The 16,383-nt window shown below is 65.8% G+C and carries 16 protein-coding genes and 1 tRNA gene; 10 read left to right on the plus strand and 7 right to left on the minus strand.

All coding sequences use genetic code 11. The features are described 5' to 3' along the window. Window positions 1-175: 175 nt before the first annotated feature. From VGI12_22045 to VGI12_22055, 3 genes are all read left to right on the plus strand, one after another. Complete coding sequence (locus tag VGI12_22045; protein HEY2435367.1) at window positions 176-727, plus strand: hypothetical protein; 552 nt, start codon at window positions 176-178, stop codon at window positions 725-727. 113 nt (window positions 728-840) lie between these two features. Further along, the gene (locus VGI12_22050; protein ID HEY2435368.1) at window positions 841-1,050 is read left to right on the plus strand and encodes a hypothetical protein; all 210 of its coding nucleotides are present in this window, start codon (window positions 841-843) and stop codon (window positions 1,048-1,050) included. 43 nt (window positions 1,051-1,093) lie between these two features. Then, window positions 1,094-1,951: a site-specific DNA-methyltransferase gene (locus VGI12_22055; GenBank protein HEY2435369.1), complete on the plus strand. Its 858-nt coding sequence runs from the start codon at window positions 1,094-1,096 to the stop codon at window positions 1,949-1,951. 64 nt (window positions 1,952-2,015) lie between these two features. Here the strand turns inward: VGI12_22055 and VGI12_22060 are convergent, their stop codons facing one another. The 4 genes from VGI12_22060 to VGI12_22075 all read right to left on the minus strand — a co-directional run bounded on the left by VGI12_22060 (window position 2,016) and on the right by VGI12_22075 (window position 8,066). Beyond that, window positions 2,016-5,174, minus strand: coding sequence for a TonB-dependent receptor (locus tag VGI12_22060; protein HEY2435370.1), 3,159 nt, complete (start codon window positions 5,172-5,174; stop codon window positions 2,016-2,018). A 117-nt stretch (window positions 5,175-5,291) separates the two neighbouring features. Continuing rightward, window positions 5,292-6,686, minus strand: a complete 1,395-nt coding sequence (locus VGI12_22065; protein ID HEY2435371.1) for a VWA domain-containing protein — start codon at window positions 6,684-6,686, stop codon at window positions 5,292-5,294. A 7-nt stretch (window positions 6,687-6,693) separates the two neighbouring features. Continuing rightward, window positions 6,694-7,359, minus strand: a complete 666-nt coding sequence (locus VGI12_22070; GenBank protein HEY2435372.1) for a hypothetical protein — start codon at window positions 7,357-7,359, stop codon at window positions 6,694-6,696. 92 nt (window positions 7,360-7,451) lie between these two features. Then, a complete protein-coding gene (locus VGI12_22075) occupies window positions 7,452-8,066 on the minus strand; it encodes a hypothetical protein (GenBank protein ID HEY2435373.1) in 615 nt (204 codons plus the stop codon). 92 nt (window positions 8,067-8,158) lie between these two features. Here VGI12_22075 and VGI12_22080 point away from each other — a divergent pair, with 92 nt between their 5' ends. Together VGI12_22080 and hemE are read left to right on the plus strand one after the other, a co-directional pair. Then, window positions 8,159-8,563, plus strand: coding sequence for a response regulator (locus VGI12_22080; protein ID HEY2435374.1), 405 nt, complete (start codon window positions 8,159-8,161; stop codon window positions 8,561-8,563). A gap of 71 nt (window positions 8,564-8,634) precedes the next feature. Beyond that, window positions 8,635-9,669: a uroporphyrinogen decarboxylase gene (gene hemE, locus VGI12_22085; protein HEY2435375.1), complete on the plus strand. Its 1,035-nt coding sequence runs from the start codon at window positions 8,635-8,637 to the stop codon at window positions 9,667-9,669. A 34-nt stretch (window positions 9,670-9,703) separates the two neighbouring features. Here hemE and hemG read toward each other — a convergent pair whose 3' ends face one another. Beyond that, window positions 9,704-11,092 carry a protoporphyrinogen oxidase gene (hemG, locus tag VGI12_22090; protein HEY2435376.1) on the minus strand — a complete coding sequence of 463 codons (1,389 nt, stop codon included), beginning with the start codon at window positions 11,090-11,092 and terminating at the stop codon, window positions 9,704-9,706. A 21-nt stretch (window positions 11,093-11,113) separates the two neighbouring features. Here hemG and VGI12_22095 point away from each other — a divergent pair, with 21 nt between their 5' ends. Further along, complete coding sequence (locus tag VGI12_22095) at window positions 11,114-11,731, plus strand: O-methyltransferase (GenBank protein HEY2435377.1); 618 nt, start codon at window positions 11,114-11,116, stop codon at window positions 11,729-11,731. Between the two features lie 62 nt (window positions 11,732-11,793). Here VGI12_22095 and VGI12_22100 read toward each other — a convergent pair whose 3' ends face one another. Next, window positions 11,794-12,009, minus strand: coding sequence for a hypothetical protein (locus VGI12_22100; GenBank protein HEY2435378.1), 216 nt, complete (start codon window positions 12,007-12,009; stop codon window positions 11,794-11,796). Window positions 12,010-12,200: 191 nt separating this feature from the next. On the opposite strand from VGI12_22100, the gene rocF reads away from it, so the two are divergent. From rocF to VGI12_22120, 4 genes are all read left to right on the plus strand, one after another. Next, window positions 12,201-13,112 (plus strand): arginase, encoded by a 912-nt coding sequence (rocF, locus tag VGI12_22105; protein ID HEY2435379.1) that lies wholly within the window; start codon window positions 12,201-12,203, stop codon window positions 13,110-13,112. A 354-nt stretch (window positions 13,113-13,466) separates the two neighbouring features. After that, window positions 13,467-13,706 (plus strand): hypothetical protein, encoded by a 240-nt coding sequence (locus VGI12_22110; GenBank protein HEY2435380.1) that lies wholly within the window; start codon window positions 13,467-13,469, stop codon window positions 13,704-13,706. Between the two features lie 378 nt (window positions 13,707-14,084). Continuing rightward, window positions 14,085-15,272, plus strand: a complete 1,188-nt coding sequence (locus VGI12_22115) for a hypothetical protein (GenBank protein ID HEY2435381.1) — start codon at window positions 14,085-14,087, stop codon at window positions 15,270-15,272. A gap of 319 nt (window positions 15,273-15,591) precedes the next feature. Continuing rightward, window positions 15,592-15,666: transfer RNA gene (locus VGI12_22120), tRNA-Lys, on the plus strand. 394 nt (window positions 15,667-16,060) lie between these two features. On the opposite strand, the gene VGI12_22125 is transcribed toward VGI12_22120, so the two are convergent. After that, the coding region (locus tag VGI12_22125) for a hypothetical protein (protein ID HEY2435382.1) at window positions 16,061-16,383 on the minus strand (323 nt) is incomplete at its 5' end.

Here is a 16,383-nt window from a genome sequence, read left to right on the forward strand (position 1 = left end):
GGTGGAACGCCAAGAAGTTTAACACGCAAACTCCATGGCATGCAACCATTTACCTAGCACGACAGCAATGTAACGAGCGAAACGGGGCTCCGAACGGCCAGTCATACAAGGTCCATACCAGTCGAGGTCGGGCCCGATCGCGCGACGTGCTGGATGCAGTAAAATCGGCACGCCTATGCTGCCGCCGCCTTCGCAGGCCGAATACGAAGCGCTCCGCGCCACCATCCGCGAGCGGGGTACCGCCCGAATGGTCCTCCTGCCGGTGACTTTTGGTCTCTGGGGAGGCGCCGCCATCGCGACGACGGCGGTTGTCGCCCTGCCGATCGCCGCCCTGCTCCCTCTGCTGGTGCTCGCCGCCGGCTTCGAAGCCATCTACGCCCTCCACATCAACGTCGAGCGGATCGGCCGCTATATTCAGGTGTTTCACGAACCTGACGGCGGCTGGGAACACGTCGCCATGGAGTACGGGCAGCGCTTTCCTGGTAAGGGCCCCGATGCGCTCTTCAGCGCCCTGTTTCTGATCGCGACCGCTCTCAACTACCTCCCGGTTGCCCTGGGCGGCAGCGTCCCCGAACTCGTCGCGGCCGGCGCGCTGCATCTGCTGCTCGCCTTTCATATCGGCACCGCGCGGCGCCGCGCGACACACCAGCGCCAGCAGGATCTCGAACGCTTCCATGCGCTCCGGAATCCAAACCATCGTGTCGGCGATTCAACCGGCGCACCGTAGGCACCCCGAATTTGATGCGCGAGTTTCGAAAATTGGAACAGATTCACCGCCGCTCTCGTTCACCTCAACAGGCATGATTGTTGCTCGGTTCAGGTGCGGGGAGAGTCGTCATGATGAGTCTCGTTCGTCTCATTGGCTTCAAGACGCTAGGCTGCGGATGCGTCACCGGGAAGTACCGCGAGCTCGCCACGCATCGTGAAGTGATCTACGTCGAGGAAAAGGGCGCCGCCTGCGCAGTTCAGTCGCACCGCCGGAATCACACCCTGGCGCCCGCCCGCTTCGGCATGACCGCGCCGGTGACCGAGATCGCTCAGGCCAGCTAAGTCCCCTCCGCGTGCGGCGGCCGGCTGATACGATGGCACCGCATTGCGTCCGATTACCCCTCACGTTCAGCTCAAGGCGCGCCGCGCCACCCTCCGCTTCTACCTCGGTGATTGCCTCGAAGTGCTCCGTTCTTTGACGCCGGGGTCGATTTCTGTAATCGTCACCTCTCCCCCTTACAACCTCGGAGTTCGGTACCGGAGCTACGACGACGCGGTTCCGCGCGAGCGATATCTGGCATGGACCAGCGAATGGATCGAGGCCGCCGCCGCGACGCTGGCGCCCGCCGGGTCGCTGTTTCTGAACGTCGGCGCCAAGCCGACCGAGCCCTGGACCGCCTTCGACGTCGCCCAGGCAGCACGCCACAGCCTGCGTCTCCAGAACACCATCCACTGGATCAAGTCGATCGCCATCGCTCAGGATGCTGCCGGCGCGGGGGCCGGTCTGACGAGGGACCTGAACGTCGGGCACTACAAGCCCATCAACAGCGACCGTTTCGTCAACGACTGCCACGAGTTCATCTTCCACTTCAGTCCGCAGGCGCGCACGCCGCTCGACCGGCGGGCCATCGGGGTCAAGTACCAGGACGCGTCGAACGTGTCGCGCTGGCAGGCCGGCGCCGGCAACCTGCGCTGCCGCGGCAACACCTGGTTCATCCCCTATGACACGATCCAGGATCGCGACAAGGACCGTCCCCACCCGGCCACGTTTCCTCCTCGATTGCCTGAGTACTGCGTGAAGCTGCACGGCCTCGATCGGGTTCGGACGTTCATGGATCCGTTTCTCGGTCTGGGCAGCTCAGCCGTCGCCGCGGCGCAGCTCGGCGTCGACTTCATCGGCGTGGAGCTGGATCGACACTACCTGGCGGAAGCGGTCTCGCGCGTCAAGCGCGCCCTTCGATAGACAAAAAGCCCGGCCCCGCCATCGCGGAACCGGGCTTCGGGCAATGCCGCCGATTCGGGTGAGCCTAGAACCGGACGCGCGCCTCCCACTGCGCCTGCCAGCGCGAACGTAGATCGTCGCGCGTGAAGGTGCCGAGGAAGTTGGCGTTGGTGATCGTCGCGATGTTGATGATCTCCTTCCCGGTCGCCGCGTCGATGCCCCCGTATCCGAGCGTCTGCGGCGAGTAGAAGTTCGGGAAGTAGTGCCAGCCCCAGTCGCTGTGGAGCATGTTCAGGAAGTTGAGCACGCTCATCGAGAGCTCCACGTGGGCCTTGCCGGCCGGCACGGTGACGGCGTACCGCACGTCGAGCTGGTTCGTCCACGGCGACGTGCCGGTGTTCCGGTTCGGCACCATGCCGCGGTTGTCCTTGGCGGCCGGATCCTGCGCCAGGTACGCGTTCAGCTGGTCCCACGTCCCGCCGGTGACGACAACCTGGTCGGCGGTTGCGGGAACGTACGCGATGTCGTTGAAGGTCGTCGTATCGCCGTTGGCGTCGCCGTTGAACACAAGCGAGTACGGCTGACCCGTCTGGCCGCTGTAGAAGACCGACGCCACGCTGTGCAGGTTCTTCACCATCGGGATGTCGAACGAGCCGGCCAGGTTGACGCGGTTGCCGGTCTCGAAGTTCGAGCGCGCCAGCGTCGGGTTGTTCGGGTCGTAGTTCTCGTACTGATCGCGCCACGAGCTGAGCGCCACGAAGGCGCCGCCGTCGCTGATCGTCTTCGCGGAATTCTTCACGTACGAGCCGCTCGCGTACCAGCCGTGCTTGTAGAGCTTCTCGAGCTTCAGCGCGAGCGTGTTATTGGTACCGCCGTTCGTGTTGGTGAGCAGCACCGCGTCGTTGATGTTCGGATCGACCTTCGCCAGCACCAGCCGGCCGTCCGGACGGACGGCGCCGGTCGGCGCAAAGTTGAGGTCCTTCCACAGCACGTCTTTCTGTGTATCCGAGAAGAGGAACTCCGCGGACGCCACGAGATCCCAGGGCAGCGAGCGGTCATAGGCGATGTTCCCGCGCAAGACCTGCGGATACTTGAAATTCGGGTCAACCATGTTGATCGTCTGGCGCCCTGTCGCGCCGCCCGTCACCGAGGTCGGCTGATTGTTCGGGTCCGCGACGAACTTCACGTTGTTGTTGGCATTGAACCCGACCGACAGGGCCGTGAAGTCGATGCCGGTGTTGCCGTACTGGTTCGAGAGCCACACGTAGGGGGTGCGGCCGGCGAACGAGCCGATGCCACCCCGGATCTGCTGGCGCTGCGCGCCGCTGCCGGTCAAGTCCCAGTTGAAGCCGATGCGCGGCGAGAACATCTTCGGCGCAGGGACGACGTCCGTCCGGTAGCCGAAGTCGGCGACCGACACGGGATTGGGGGCGGGCGTGTCCGGGAAGTGCGGCATGTCCAGACGCGCGCCGTAGGTCAACGTGAGGTTCGGCTTCACCCGCCACTGATCGCCGGCGTAGAACCCGTACTGCTGCACGCCGAAATCGGCGGCAAAATTCGGGTTGCTCGGGTAGTTCGAGAAGTTGTGCGAGAACGCCTGCGCCAGGCCTGCCTGAAAATTGGCAACGGTGCTGAACTCGTAGTTGCCGTAGAAGTTCTGGATGAACAGGTTGTAGAAGTGGAACAGCTCGTTGTGCGTGCCCACTGAGAAGGTGTGGTGACCGCGCACCACCGTGAAGTCGTCGTTGATTTCGACGATGTCCTGGTTGAGTGCGTTGGCCTGCGACGAGTTTTCAGTCCCTAAGATGACGTTGTTGCTGCCGGTCAGGTCGACGCGAACCATCGGAAACGCCTGGAAACCGGGCTGGTCGCCGCGCACGTTGCGCTCGCGCTGATAACCAATACGGAACTGGTTGAAGGTGGCATTCCCCAGCGTCGTGTCGAGCTGACCGACGCTCGACAGCACCTTGTCCTGGATCGAATAGTAGCGATCCGGCATCAGATACTGCGTCGTCGTCGGCGTGCCGACGTACTGAGTGCCATTGACATAATTGACACGCGCCGTCAGCCGGTTCTTGTTCGACAAGTTGAAGTCGGTGCGGACGAACACCTTGTCGTTGTTCTGCGGACGGCTGAACTCATCCAAGCCGCCTGGATCGAAGCCGTACTGGGTCTTGGCGATGCTGAGCACCTGCTGGACCGCGGCCTGATCGGCGGCGTCCCACGGCTGGCCGCTGTTGCCGCTCACCGAGAAGCCGACCGGCGTCAGCTTGCGCTGGAAATCGACGTTGCCGAAGTAGAACGCCTTGTTCTTGGCGATCGGCCCGCCGAGGCTGAAGCCGCTCTGCTTGTCGTTGAAGGTGCCGACCTTGGTGTCGGCCGGGTTCGGCGTGGCGGTCGTGGCGACGGCCGGGATGCCGCCGATCAGCGATTGGCTGCGGGCGTAGAGGTAACCGGTGCCGTGAAGGCCGTTGGTGCCGCTGCGCGTGACGACGTTGACCCCGCCGCCGGAGAAGCCGCCCTGCTTCACGTCGTATGGCGAGACGACGACCTGGATTTCCTGGATGGCATCGAGGCTGATCGGCTGCGTGCCGGTCTGGCCGCCCGGCGTGCCGCTGTCGGCGAGACCGAACAAGTCGTTGTTGACCGCGCCGTCGATCTGCATGTTGTTGTAGCGGTTGTGACGGCCCGCGATCGACATCGCCTGATCGCCGCTGCTGCCGAGCGTCGTCGGGTTGACGAACGGCGAGACGCGCGCGAAGTCGGTGATGCTGCGGTTGATCGTCGGCAGTGTCTCGATCACCTGCTTGGCGATGTTGGTCGCGCTGCCGGCGGTGTTGACGTCGATGTCCGGAGAACTGGCGACGACCTCGACGCTCTCGCTGACCGTCGCCAGCGCGAGCTTGAAGTCGACCGTCTTCTCGGCCCCCAGCGCGACCTCGAGGTTCTCCTGCTTCTGATCCCTGAAGCCGCTCATCGCCGCGGCAACCGTGTAGGTGCCGATCCGGACGTTGAGAATGTTGTAGCGGCCATCGGCGCCGGTCACGGCCTCATAGTTCGTGCCGGTGTCGGTGTGGGTGGCCGTGACGGTCACGCCGGGAAGCACGCCTCCCTGCGCGTCGACGATCACGCCCGAAATATTGCCGGTCGTGACGGTGGCTTGCGCCGCGGCGGGCGCGGCCGTGAACAGGAACAGGCACGCGGCCGCTGCCAGGCTCCATATCGCCTTGCTACACGATTTCATGGATGATCTTCTCCACCTGCGAGACATGACTGAGGGAACCGAAACCCTGTTGAAATGACGCGCAGAAGTATACAGCAGCGGCTGTAACGGGAATGAAAAAAGGCCGGCGACGCAGCGCTATTTCTTGGGCGCCTTGGTCGTCGATTTGATCGCCGGCGGCGGCCGGAGCGTGTACGACGTCTTGTACTTCAAGTCGTACTTGCCGGGCTTGGCGACGCGGATCTCGATGACCCGGCGCTTCTTGAGGGGATCGGGATTGTTCGAATAGTAGCCGAGCACGTAGTAGTCGCTGGTCTCGGCGTCGATGCGCTTGAGCGACTTGTCGAAGTCGTTCTGGTTGATCACCGCGTAGCCGCCGGTCAGCTCGGCAATCACCCGCAGACTGTTCTGCGTCTCGCGGATGTGATCCTGCCAGTCCTGCATGTCGAGCTTTGTCTGATCGAGGTCGGGACCGCCGACCAGGCCGCGCGGGTCGATCGTGTACATCGTCGCGTTGGCGCGGTTGGCTTCTTTCGTCAGCTCCGACAGCTCCGCCGCCAGGTCCGCGGCGGCGAACTCGTTGTCGCCGGTCGTCGAAAACGGATTCGTCGACGTGTCGACGCTGCTGCCGTCGGCGGCGCTGCTGCCGCTGCTCGTCGGACAGTTGCTGGTGCTGCCCGATGACGAGTCGCATCCCAGCCCCATGGCGGAGAGGCGCTGGCTCGCTTCCTTGGCGCGCGACCGCGAGAACGGATCGAAATCGTAGCCGTTGCTGACGTAGATGAAGGCCTTGCGGCGGTTGTGCACCTGCTCGAGGTTGTTGAGGACGTCGTAGGCGGTCGAGAACGCCACGTGCGCGCGATACCGCACTTCCGGCGGACCCTGCGCGCCGTCCGGCGTCTCGATGATCTCGTCGGGCTTGAGGCCGGCGCCCGAGATCTTGCTGATCGCCTCGTCGAGCCGCTTGCGATCGTAGGTCATGTCGACCGCCAGCGACGAGGGCCCCGTCGACACGACGCCGAACATGTCCCCTTCGTGGATCAGGTTCGTCTCGATCTTCTTGAACAGCTCACGGATTCGCCCGGTGTTGTTGAAATCCATGTGGAGGTCGTCCACAAAGATCATGAAGATGCGCCCGGACGCGTCGTTGGTGGGCCGCGGCGGCGGCAGCAGGATACCGGCCTGCAGCGGCGGCGGCGGCGCGCTCGTGTCGTTGATGACGCGGCCGCCGTGCGTGAGCACGAACGTGACGACGTCCTGCTTGACGCCGTCCTCGTATACCTCGAAGTCGTTCTTGCCCAGACTCGAGACGAACTGCCCCTCAGAGTCACGGACGATCAGGTCGGAGGTCACCAGATCGACGCTGCGGCGGATAACTTCATGGCTCTGCGTCGTCGGCGTCAGAATGCCCTGCTGCGCCGGCTGTTGCTGCGCCGGTTGGGGCGGCGGTTGCGCCGGCGTGGCGGGCTGTTGCGCCGAAAGGGCGATGCCGGCGACGCACAAAGCTGCCGCGACCGGGAACGTGCGGTGCATCTTCTTATTATAGACGAGGGGAGCGAGGCTGACGGCCCACCAGTGGCCGCAGCGATTCGAATACCGCTTCGTAGTCTTCGAGCGCATGGGCCACCTCCTCCGGACTGAGCCACGCGTCGGGATTAAGACGTTCGAGGCGCGCGTATAGCTCGGTCCGCTCCGTTTCCTCACAGGGACGGGCGGCAAGCTTCGCCCGGATGTCCGCGTAGCGGGCGCGCAGACGGAGCAGTCCGGCGGCGCCGACCCGGGCATAACGTGGGTCGATCGCCTGTTCCTCCCCGCTGTCCGCGGGAACGAAGGCCGCGGGCGCCGTGCCGGTGACCACTGGCTCGGCGTCGGGCGGATCCAGGTCTGGCGGGCGATCCCCAGGCCCGAGCGTCTCAACCGGCTCGGCAGACTCGCCGGCCGTCGACGGTTCGGACTCCGGACGGTTGACGGCGGGCGCGGCACGGCGCCGCGGGTCGCGGCGCTCCCGGCGCCGCTCGTCACCAGGTCCGGGCCCCGCGCCGGCGGTAGACCCGGCGACAGGCCCGGCAGGAGGCCGGGCGGATCGCAGCCGGTCCCAATCGAACGTGATATCCGGGTTGTGCGCCTCGAGGAGCCTCATCGTCTCCGGGTCGAGCGCCTCGCGGCCGATCCGCACCGACGGCGGGCTGCGGAAGTAGTACAGCACCCGCTGCCCTCTGCGCCGGCGCCCGCCCGTTTCGACGAGGGCCGTGGTTGCGTAGCCCTGGCGGTCGCGATTGAACCGAAGATGCGGCAGAGCTACTTCCTCTTGGCCTTTTTCTGAGTCTTTTTCTTGGCGGCGGCCTTCGCAGGCGCCGACTTGGCCGACCTCGCCGGTTTCGCCGGTTTCGCCGGTTTTGCCTTAGCGGCCTTTGTCTTCGGCCCAGGCGCCGGTGCCGCCGCCGGTTTCTGGGGGCGCGGCGCGGGAATCGGCCGGAGGTCCTGGGTGCCGACCTTCTGCACGAGCGTAAAACGGGTCTGATCGCCGATGGCGTGATACGACCAGATCTCGCTGACCCCTACCTGGTTCTCGGTCACGAGCCGGCGCGCGATTTCGACCGCCCCGGCCGGGACGTAGAGATGGAAGGGGGCGCGCGTCCGCCCGAAATGCGCCCATTGCGCCATGGCTTCCAGGTGATTGACCGATTCGCCGGTCTCGACTTCGATGATCCCCTCCAGGCGGTGCGCTTTGTCCTGGGAGGTCAGGACCAGGTCTGGGAACATCTGCCCAGGACCGATGCGGATCGGCGTACCTTGCTCGTCACCCGCGTTGATCGCCACCTCATGCTTCCGCTTCAGTTTTGCCTGGAGCAGGCGAATGATACGGTCGTGCTCGAGCTGCTCTCTAACAGGTCGAACCAGAATCGGACTCAAGAACGCCTCCGGGGAACCCGGAATCGTAACACAGATTGCCGGTCCAAGCCCGGCGGCTTGACGCCGATCCCTTTTCCCTTCATTATGATGCGGTGATTGCCGCGGCCGAGAGCCCCGATACCCGGTCCGACACGCGGACGATTCTCATCGTAGACGACGACCGTTCCGTCGCCGACACCTTCGCACGGATGCTCAAGCTCGAGGGCTTCGAGGTCGCCACCGCCGTTCAGGCGGACGCCGGACTCGAGCTGGCGGAGAACGTGCGGCCGGACGCGATCATCCTCGACATGCGCATGCCGATTACGAACGGGTTGCAGTTTCTGCGCGCCCTCCGTGCCAAACCGCATCTCGTCGAGGTGCCGGTCGCGATCGTCACCGGCGATTACTTCCTCTCGGAGCCGATTCAGCACGAGCTGAAGACGCTCGGGGCCTCGATCCGATACAAGCCGCTGTGGCTCGAGGATCTGATCGCGCTGGCCAAGACCCTCGTGGCCTGATCGGCCGCGCACCTCCACGGGACCCGCATGACGAACCCTCGAATCGCCAGCGCCGCACGGCTCCGTTCCCTGTGAACGATCGGTTCCTGCGCGCCTGCCGGCGTGAACCGGTCGACGCGACGCCTGTCTGGTTCATGCGTCAGGCCGGCCGCTACATGGCGGAATACCGCGCGCTGCGGAAGCGGTACTCTCTCCTCCAAATCTGCGCCGAGCCGGAGCTGGCAGTGGCCGTGACGCTCCAGCCCGTCGACGTGATCGACGTCGACGCGGCCATTCTCTTCTCGGATCTGCTGCTGCCCTTCACGCCCATGGGGCTGACGTTCGACTTCGTGAAGGGAGAAGGGCCGGCGATCGATCGTCCGGTGCGTCACGCCTCCGACATCGATCGGGTGCACGCGTTCGAACCCCGCGAGAAGCTCGCGCACGTCCTGGCGACGATTCGCCTGCTGCGCCAGGAGCTGGCCGGCACGGTGCCGCTCATCGGGTTCGGCGGCGCCCCCTTCACCATGGCGGCGTACGCGATCGAGGGCGGTCCGTCCACGTCGTATGCGACGACCAAGGCGTTCATGTACGCGCAGCCACAGGCGTGGCACGCGCTCTGTGATCGCTTCGCGACCATGATGGCCGACTATCTGCGCGCGCAGATCGACGCCGGCGTGCAGGCCGTGCAGATCTTCGACTCGTGGGTGGGCCAGCTCTCACGGGGCGACTACCGCGAGTTCGCCCTTCCCCACACGAAGAAGATCTTCGACGCACTCGCCGACACCGGCGTCCCGACGCTGCACTTCGGCGTCGGCACCGGCGCGCTCCTCGCCGACATGCGCGAGGCGGGCGGCAGCGTCGTCGGCGTCGACTGGCGCCGGCCGCTCGACGAGGCCTGGAGGACGATCGGCCACGACCGCGGCATCCAGGGCAATCTCGATCCGACCCTGCTCCTCGGCCCGATGGATCGCCTGATGGCGGCTGCGGACGATGTGCTGCGCCGCGCCGGCGGGCGCGCCGGTCACATCTTCAATCTGGGGCACGGGATCCTGCCGCCGACGAACATCGAGCACGTGCAGGCGCTTGCACGGCGGGTGCACGAAGGAGTCGGCAGCGAGCCGTGAGAGCGTCCTTTACCAACGGCTCACCGCCCGCCGTTCAGCGCCCACTCCCTCCTGTCAGCTCTTCCACCACTCGGCGCGCCTCGTTGACGCAGTCCGGAATCCCGACGCTGCGAAAACCCGCCCCTGCCACGTAGATTCCACCCAGCCCACCGAGCCGCGCCTCGATCTCGCCGACGCGCTGCAGATGATCCACCGTGTGCTGGGCGCCGCCGTGGCGCCAGCGGTAGACCCGCGCGAACGACGGCGCCGCATCGATCGCCATCACCCTCCGCAGATCGCGCCGGACGACATCGATCAGCTCGTCGTCGTCGAGATCCACCGCCTGCGGGTCGTGGCTGCCGCCCAGGAACGCCCGAATCAATACGGCGCCGTCCGGCGCGCGGGCCTCCCACTTCGCGGAAACCCACGTCGCCGCGGTGATGCGCACGTCGCTGTGTCGGCGCGCGACGACGAAGCCGGTGCCGTCGAGCGCGTGCCCCACGTTGCGGCGCGGCCACGCCAGCGCGACGCTGGCCGTCGAGACGTACGGCACGAGGGCGCAAAGGTCGGCGGCGGCGCTGTCGAGCGGGGCGATGAGCCTGGCGACCGCGTGCGCCGGCGCCGCGAGCACCAGCGCCGTGGCCGTCACGGCCTCGCCGTTCGCCATCACGCGCCAGCCGTCGCTCGTCTTCGCGATCGCGTCCACGCGCGCGTCGACGTGCACCCCGCCGTCGGGAAGCGCGCGCACGAGCGCCTCCACCATCGACCCCATCCCGGCACGGAGAGAGACGAAGGGGGACGGTCCCGGTCCCGGCGGACTCTCGACCGGGGATCTCCCCTGTTGGCCAAACACGGGCAGGACGGATCCGTGACGACGCTCGAGCTCCAGCAGCTGCGGAAAGAGCGATTGCATCGACAACTGCTCGATGTCGCCGGCGTGAATGCCGCCAAGCAGCGGCTGCGCGAGCAGATCGACTGTCTCGGGGCCGAAGCGGCGTCGGAAGAACGACGCCACCGATTCATCAGACGGCGATCGCCGCGCCGGCACGCGTGGCTCGAGCGAGAGCCGCAGTCGCGCCGGCCAGTCGAACAGGTCGTATGCCGCGAGCGCCGATGCCGTCAGTGGAAGACCGAGCCGCGAGGGGGACGGCAGACGATGGAGCCGATCGCCGCGCAGCACGAACGCGCCGGGCGTGCGAACCCGGAGCAGGTCTCGGTCGAGTCCCAGCTCGCGCACCAGATCGACGCCCGCCGGTTTCGTCGCCAGCAGCGCGTCGGGACCCGCCTCGATCGTGAACCCGTCGGCTCTCTCGGTGCGAATGAGTCCGCCGGCCCTGGACGCCGCTTCGAGCACGAGCGTCCGCCGCCCGCGGCGCGCGAGCGCGTATGCGACGGTCAGGCCCGTGATGCCGCCGCCGACGACGAGCACGTCCGTGTCGGCCACCGAGCGGATATTATCTGAGAGATGCGACTGCTCTGGTCATGCGTAGCGGCACTCCTGCTCGGCGCCACGGCGCTCGCGCAGGAGCCGAGCCTCGACACCATCCTCGCCGACATCCGCGCCCGTGACAAGGGACAGCTCGCAGTGAGCGAAGAAGACGGCCGGTTCCTCCGGCTGCTCGTCGCCTCGACGGGTCGAAAACGCGCCCTGGAGATCGGCGGCGCCTCTGGCTACAGCGCCATCTGGATCGCGCAGGGCCTGCGGGCGACTGGAGGCCGGCTCGTCACGATCGAGTACGATCCGGCGCGGGCCCGCGAACTCGCCGGCAACATCCAGCGCGCCGGCATGAGCGACATCGTCCAGGTCGTGTCAGGCGACGCGTTCAAGGAAATCCCGAAGCTGACGGGCACGTTCGATTTCGTCTTCCTCGACGCCTGGAAGCGGGATTACAGAAAGTTCCTGGATCTCGTCTATCCGCGGCTCGACCCGGGCGGTCTGTTCACGGCGCACAACGTGGTGAACAAGCGCGGCGAGATGCAGGATTTCCTGGACGCGATCCAGCACAACGCCGCTCTGTGGACGTCGATCGTCGCGCCCTCGGGAGAAGGAATCTCGCTGTCGTGGAAGCGCGAGCCGCGCTGATGCGAGAGGCGGGCTGAGGTCGGCCGCCGGAGCGGCGGTCGCCGGAGCGGCGGTCGCCGAATCTATTCTTCGGCCGCGACCGGTTCGGCGACGGCTTTCTTGGTCGTCCGCTTCTTGCGGGGTTTGGTGCTGCGAAGACCGGCGGGAACCGGCTCGTTGCTGGGCTCCAGCCTCGACATGCTCGTCATGAATTTCTTGACCCCGTGCTCGTCGAACTGGACGCGCGTATAGGCATCCTCGACGGCGACCACGGATCCCAGACCGTATGTCGGTTCCACGACACGAGCTCCTACCTCGAAACGCTTCATCGTGCTCGGCTCCTCCGCCTTCGCATCAGCAACGGCGGAACAAGGGTGACCGGCAGCGTCCACCCCGCCACATACGGACGGGTTCGCTACCGCAACCCTCATAATATCCGTATTTTAGCGTCAGGTCAAACGGGACGGCCCGCCGCGGGTATTCTAGGACGATGGCGCGGCCGATTCACGTCATTGGCGTCTCGCTCGATCTCGGCGGCAATCGCCGCGGCGTCGACATGGGGCCGTCGGCGTTCCGTATTGCCGGCCTCGGCGAGCGGCTGACCGCGCTCGGCATGCAGGTCGTGGACGAGGGCGATCTGGTGGCGCCGATTCCGGAAACGAAGGCGGAGGGGGATCCGAGCAAGAAATACATCCGCGACATCACGCGCGTCTGCGAGCGGCTGTACAAGACGTCGCTGAGCGTGCTGGACAAGGGCGGCCTCCCTGTCGTGCTCGGCGGCGATCATTCGCTGGCCGCCGGTTCGGTCGCGGCGACGGCTGACTTCCTGCGGCGCGACCAGAAGATGCCGGGGCTCATCTGGGTCGACGCGCACGGCGACATCAATACGCCGGCCTCGTCGCCGAGTGGCAACGTGCACGGCATGCCGCTCGCGGCGCTGCTCGGTCCGGAGCCCGCCGAACTGGCGCGCATCGGCGGCTTCACGCCGAAGGTGGCGGCGGAGTCCACCGTGCTGATCGGCATCCGCAATCTCGACGAGCGGGAAAAGGTGCGGATCCGGGAGAGCGGCGTGCATGTCTTCACGATGAAGGACATCGATCGCCAGGGCATCGCCCTCGTCGTGGAGCAGGCGATCGAGATCGCCGGCCGCGGCACGGGCGGCCTGCACGTCTCGTTCGATCTCGACGTCTGCGATCCGACGATCGCGCCTGGGGTAGGCACGCCGGTCAAGGGCGGATTGAACTACCGCGAGGCGCACATGGTGATGGAGATGGTCGCGGATTGCGGCCTGCTCCGGGCGCTGGATCTCGTCGAAGTGAATCCGATCCTCGACGACCGCAACACGACGGCCATCCTCGGCGCCGAACTGGCCTCGTCGGCGCTTGGCCAGAAGATCCTCTGAACGAGCCGCGCGTGCGAGCCAGCGTGACGGGGTCAGACTGGGGTCAAACGGGGGTCAGACCACCTTGGCAGGTCTATGGGTGCTGGAGATTCTGCCGACTGTGGTCGCGAGCACGGGCGGAGAGGCGTTGCAATTCCTGACGACTGCACAGCGGTGACCGCCGCCGGCATCAGGACGGGGTCAAACCGGGGTCAGACCACCTTCGCAGATCCAGAGCTGGCGATGGCAGGAACTGCGGCCTTCTCCGCACGCGGGATCTCATCGAGGTGCATCCGATTCTCGATGCTCGGTTCGTCGTTCCGCGCCCGCTGAAACGCGACCCTCATCGGGCACGACGCCCGCCACGTCAGCGACATGGGTCGTTCTTCGAAGCGGAACGGCGAACTGCTGCACCTGATGCTGGCCACGAAGTTCGCAGCGCTCACCGTCGATCAGAATATTCAGTTCCAGCAGAACGTACGAGCGTCCGGCGTCGCCGTGGTCGTGTTGGTGGCGAAAACGAACCGCCTTACAGAGCTCCGACCGCTGGTCCCTCAGATTCTGGCCGCGCTCGGGCGACTGGTCCCCGGCGAACTCATCCGAGTCGGCGGCTGAAAACGACTTCGTCGCATATCTCAGCCGGTCCGTGTTTGCTTTCGCGCGGAAATCGCCGGTCGCTCCTCTGCGTCGTCACCACGTGCCATAATCCGCGCAAGCTGGATGCGGACACTCCTCCTCGGCGCTCTCGCGGCGACGGCGGCGCTGTTTCAAACGCCAGCGGGCCGGCCTCCTGTGCAATCCATCCTTGATGAATCCCAAGGCTTGGAGACGGCTGCCGAGAAGATGTCATCGGCGGGCAGCATCGCGCCGGCGGCGCAGCCTCAGCAGTCGGCGGCGGAGGTGGTGCGAACCGTGGCTATCAAATTCGCCGACGGCCGGGTGATGCGCTGCTCTTCGGAGGCGCAGCCGCGCGGAAGCGGCTGGACTCCGATCGTGCCCAAAATCCCTGGCGTGCCGACGTCGCGAGACGGACTCGAGCTGAGCGCTCTCGACCACGCCTGCGGACGCCAGGCCGGAGAGCTGACCGTCACGATTTCGTTGTGGTACGGCTCGCCACACCAGCGCCTTATTCCCGTTGCCACCGTCGTCCCGCGCGACGGCGTCACCGTACGTGTCGAGGAACTGCGGGCGTTCGGCGTCCAGCCTGTGGAGATCTCGATCGAGACGCGTCCAGCGCCGTCGCTGCAGGTTCCCGGTGTCGGGTCGGCATCCTCCGGAGTGCACGTGAGCGCGCAGATCGAGGGACCGCCGTCGCCGGGTTACGTCTTCTCCCTGCAGAATGCGAAGACGCAAGCGGTGATGGAGGTCAAATTCGATACCTACCGGGGCAACGCGGTCGCGACCCGCGGCGGGGCGCATCATCTCGACGGGACACCGCTCATGCAGCCGGGCGAGACGTACATCGTGCGACAGCCGGCAGGCATCGATTCACGGACGGGCCAGTGGCGACAGATGGATCGATTCCAGATCACGTCGGTGACGTGGGCGGACGGCAGCGAGGAGCACTCGCCTTCACCCGGAATCGAAGGCCGGGTGCCACTCGGGATTACTCGTCCACCTGATGCCTCGTCGCCACTCGCACCAGTCCGTCCGCTCGCGGGCGCCGAGAGTCCATCGGTGCGCACATCGAGTGGCGGCAACAACACCATGGTTTCGCCCACGGTGTTCGCGACCTGGATCACTCGGAGTGCCGGCAACGATTCGCACCTGCAGCTGCTGGTCCTCTGGCGCGGCACGCCGGGCTGGTACTTCGTCCCCGGCGGCAGGATCGGCGGAGCGTCCAATGCGGCGGGCTCCCATTGGAGCATCGAATACGGGGACGTCAATCTAACTCTGGATTACGGCGCGGGCGATACGGTGGCCATCAACGGCCGCGAGGTTCATCTCGGCACCGATAACGTCGTCTATGTGGACGAGGTGGATGCGCCTACAGGCGCGCGTGTGGTCCGAACGGCGCGCATTCCGTCGCAGATGCCGGGCGCGCCGGCGCAAATCGGGCTGACCATTCGCAATGTTCCAGACCTGGTGACGTATCTGCGATGCGACGCGCGCGCCTCGGATCCGCAGCGTCAGATGATGATCGAGCGGATGGGCGCATGCGCCGTCACTCTTGGGAGATAGAGGCGCTGCTCAACAAGGAACGGAAGGGCCTGCGCGTCTTCCGTAAACTCTACCGCACTGCAACGACCCGCACAGCAACTCGATCGGTCCGTTAGACGGGCTGACGCCAGCTACTCGCGGAGAATGATTGCGTCATGAGCACCGAGGAGCGCGAAACCGAAGCGGCTCAAGTTTCGGTTCGATGCACTAGACTAGCGGTGTGGTCGTGAGCGATCGGGCGGCGGGAGCAGATCGGGACATGATCGGCGCCGCATATTACCCAGAATGGATCGCCGAAGCCCACGATGGGCTGTCAAGTATTTACTGAACAAGCACTTGTGACCCGGTAGCTCAGTGGTAGAGCATGTGACTTTTAATCACAGGGTCGTGGGTTCGATCCCCACCCGGGTCACCATCTAAAGCACACTTCCTCAACAACTTCCGACGCAGCACGAATCGAGCGCGCTGCGTCGATTTTCCCAAAAGTCACAGCGTAGTCACGCGACAGCGCGCGCTGCTGCTCGACGCGCTAGGCGCGGTTCTGGCGGGTCTGTTTTCGGGTAAGGGGTTAGCTTGGGTCAGCTCTCGCGCGTCCGCCTGGGCTCAAACCTGCGCGTCGCTCTTCGCTCGAAAGCTCGACTTTCACCCGCGCTTTGTCTTTGGCGTCCGCGCCTTGAAGACGACGATGCTGGCCTTCTCTGAAACTCGCTTCTTTAGGAGCAATGTTGCGTTCACGAGCCTGCCGTTCAGGTGCAGTTTCCAACCTCGCCCTTTGGGCATCGTCTTCCGCTTGCGCCGCTTCGCCATCCTCAGCTCCTTCGCTTTGACGTTTCAGCCGCGTCGCTCAGTCTCGGCGCCTTCCGGGCGAGTTCCCGAAGTGCATCGATTGCGGCAAACAACTCTTCGCGCGAGAACCCGTCCGCGGCGTCCACGACGCGTGCCACGCGATCTCGCCATCCGCGACTCAGTTCCTTCAACCGCTTGACGCGCGCCTGCCGCGCATGTTGTTCGGGCGTCATGCCGGTACGAGCGACCGTGATGGCACGAGCGCCCACCGGCGTCCTCTTCCCCTCCCAGCCGTAGCGGTCCCAATAGGTGACCAAACTCTGTGCGGCGTGTCCGTTCGCCGCTT

It is taken from the genome of Vicinamibacterales bacterium, assembly GCA_036496585.1.
GTDB lineage: Bacteria > Acidobacteriota > Vicinamibacteria > Vicinamibacterales > 2-12-FULL-66-21 > JAICSD01.

Bases quoted from the DNA above. Each gene is read 5' to 3' on its own strand.
- VGI12_22050 (HEY2435368.1), top strand. From the start codon at position 841: ATGAGTCTCGTTCGTCTCATTGGCTTCAAGACGCTAGGCTGCGGATGC.
- VGI12_22060 (HEY2435370.1), bottom strand. From the start codon at position 5,174: ATGAAATCGTGTAGCAAGGCGATATGGAGCCTGGCAGCGGCCGCGTGC.
- VGI12_22065 (HEY2435371.1), bottom strand. From the start codon at position 6,686: ATGCACCGCACGTTCCCGGTCGCGGCAGCTTTGTGCGTCGCCGGCATC.
- rocF (HEY2435379.1), top strand. From the start codon at position 12,201: ATGGCGCGGCCGATTCACGTCATTGGCGTCTCGCTCGATCTCGGCGGC.
- VGI12_22095 (HEY2435377.1), top strand. From the start codon at position 11,114: ATGCGACTGCTCTGGTCATGCGTAGCGGCACTCCTGCTCGGCGCCACG.
- VGI12_22045 (HEY2435367.1), top strand. From the start codon at position 176: ATGCTGCCGCCGCCTTCGCAGGCCGAATACGAAGCGCTCCGCGCCACC.
- VGI12_22110 (HEY2435380.1), top strand. From the start codon at position 13,467: ATGGGTCGTTCTTCGAAGCGGAACGGCGAACTGCTGCACCTGATGCTG.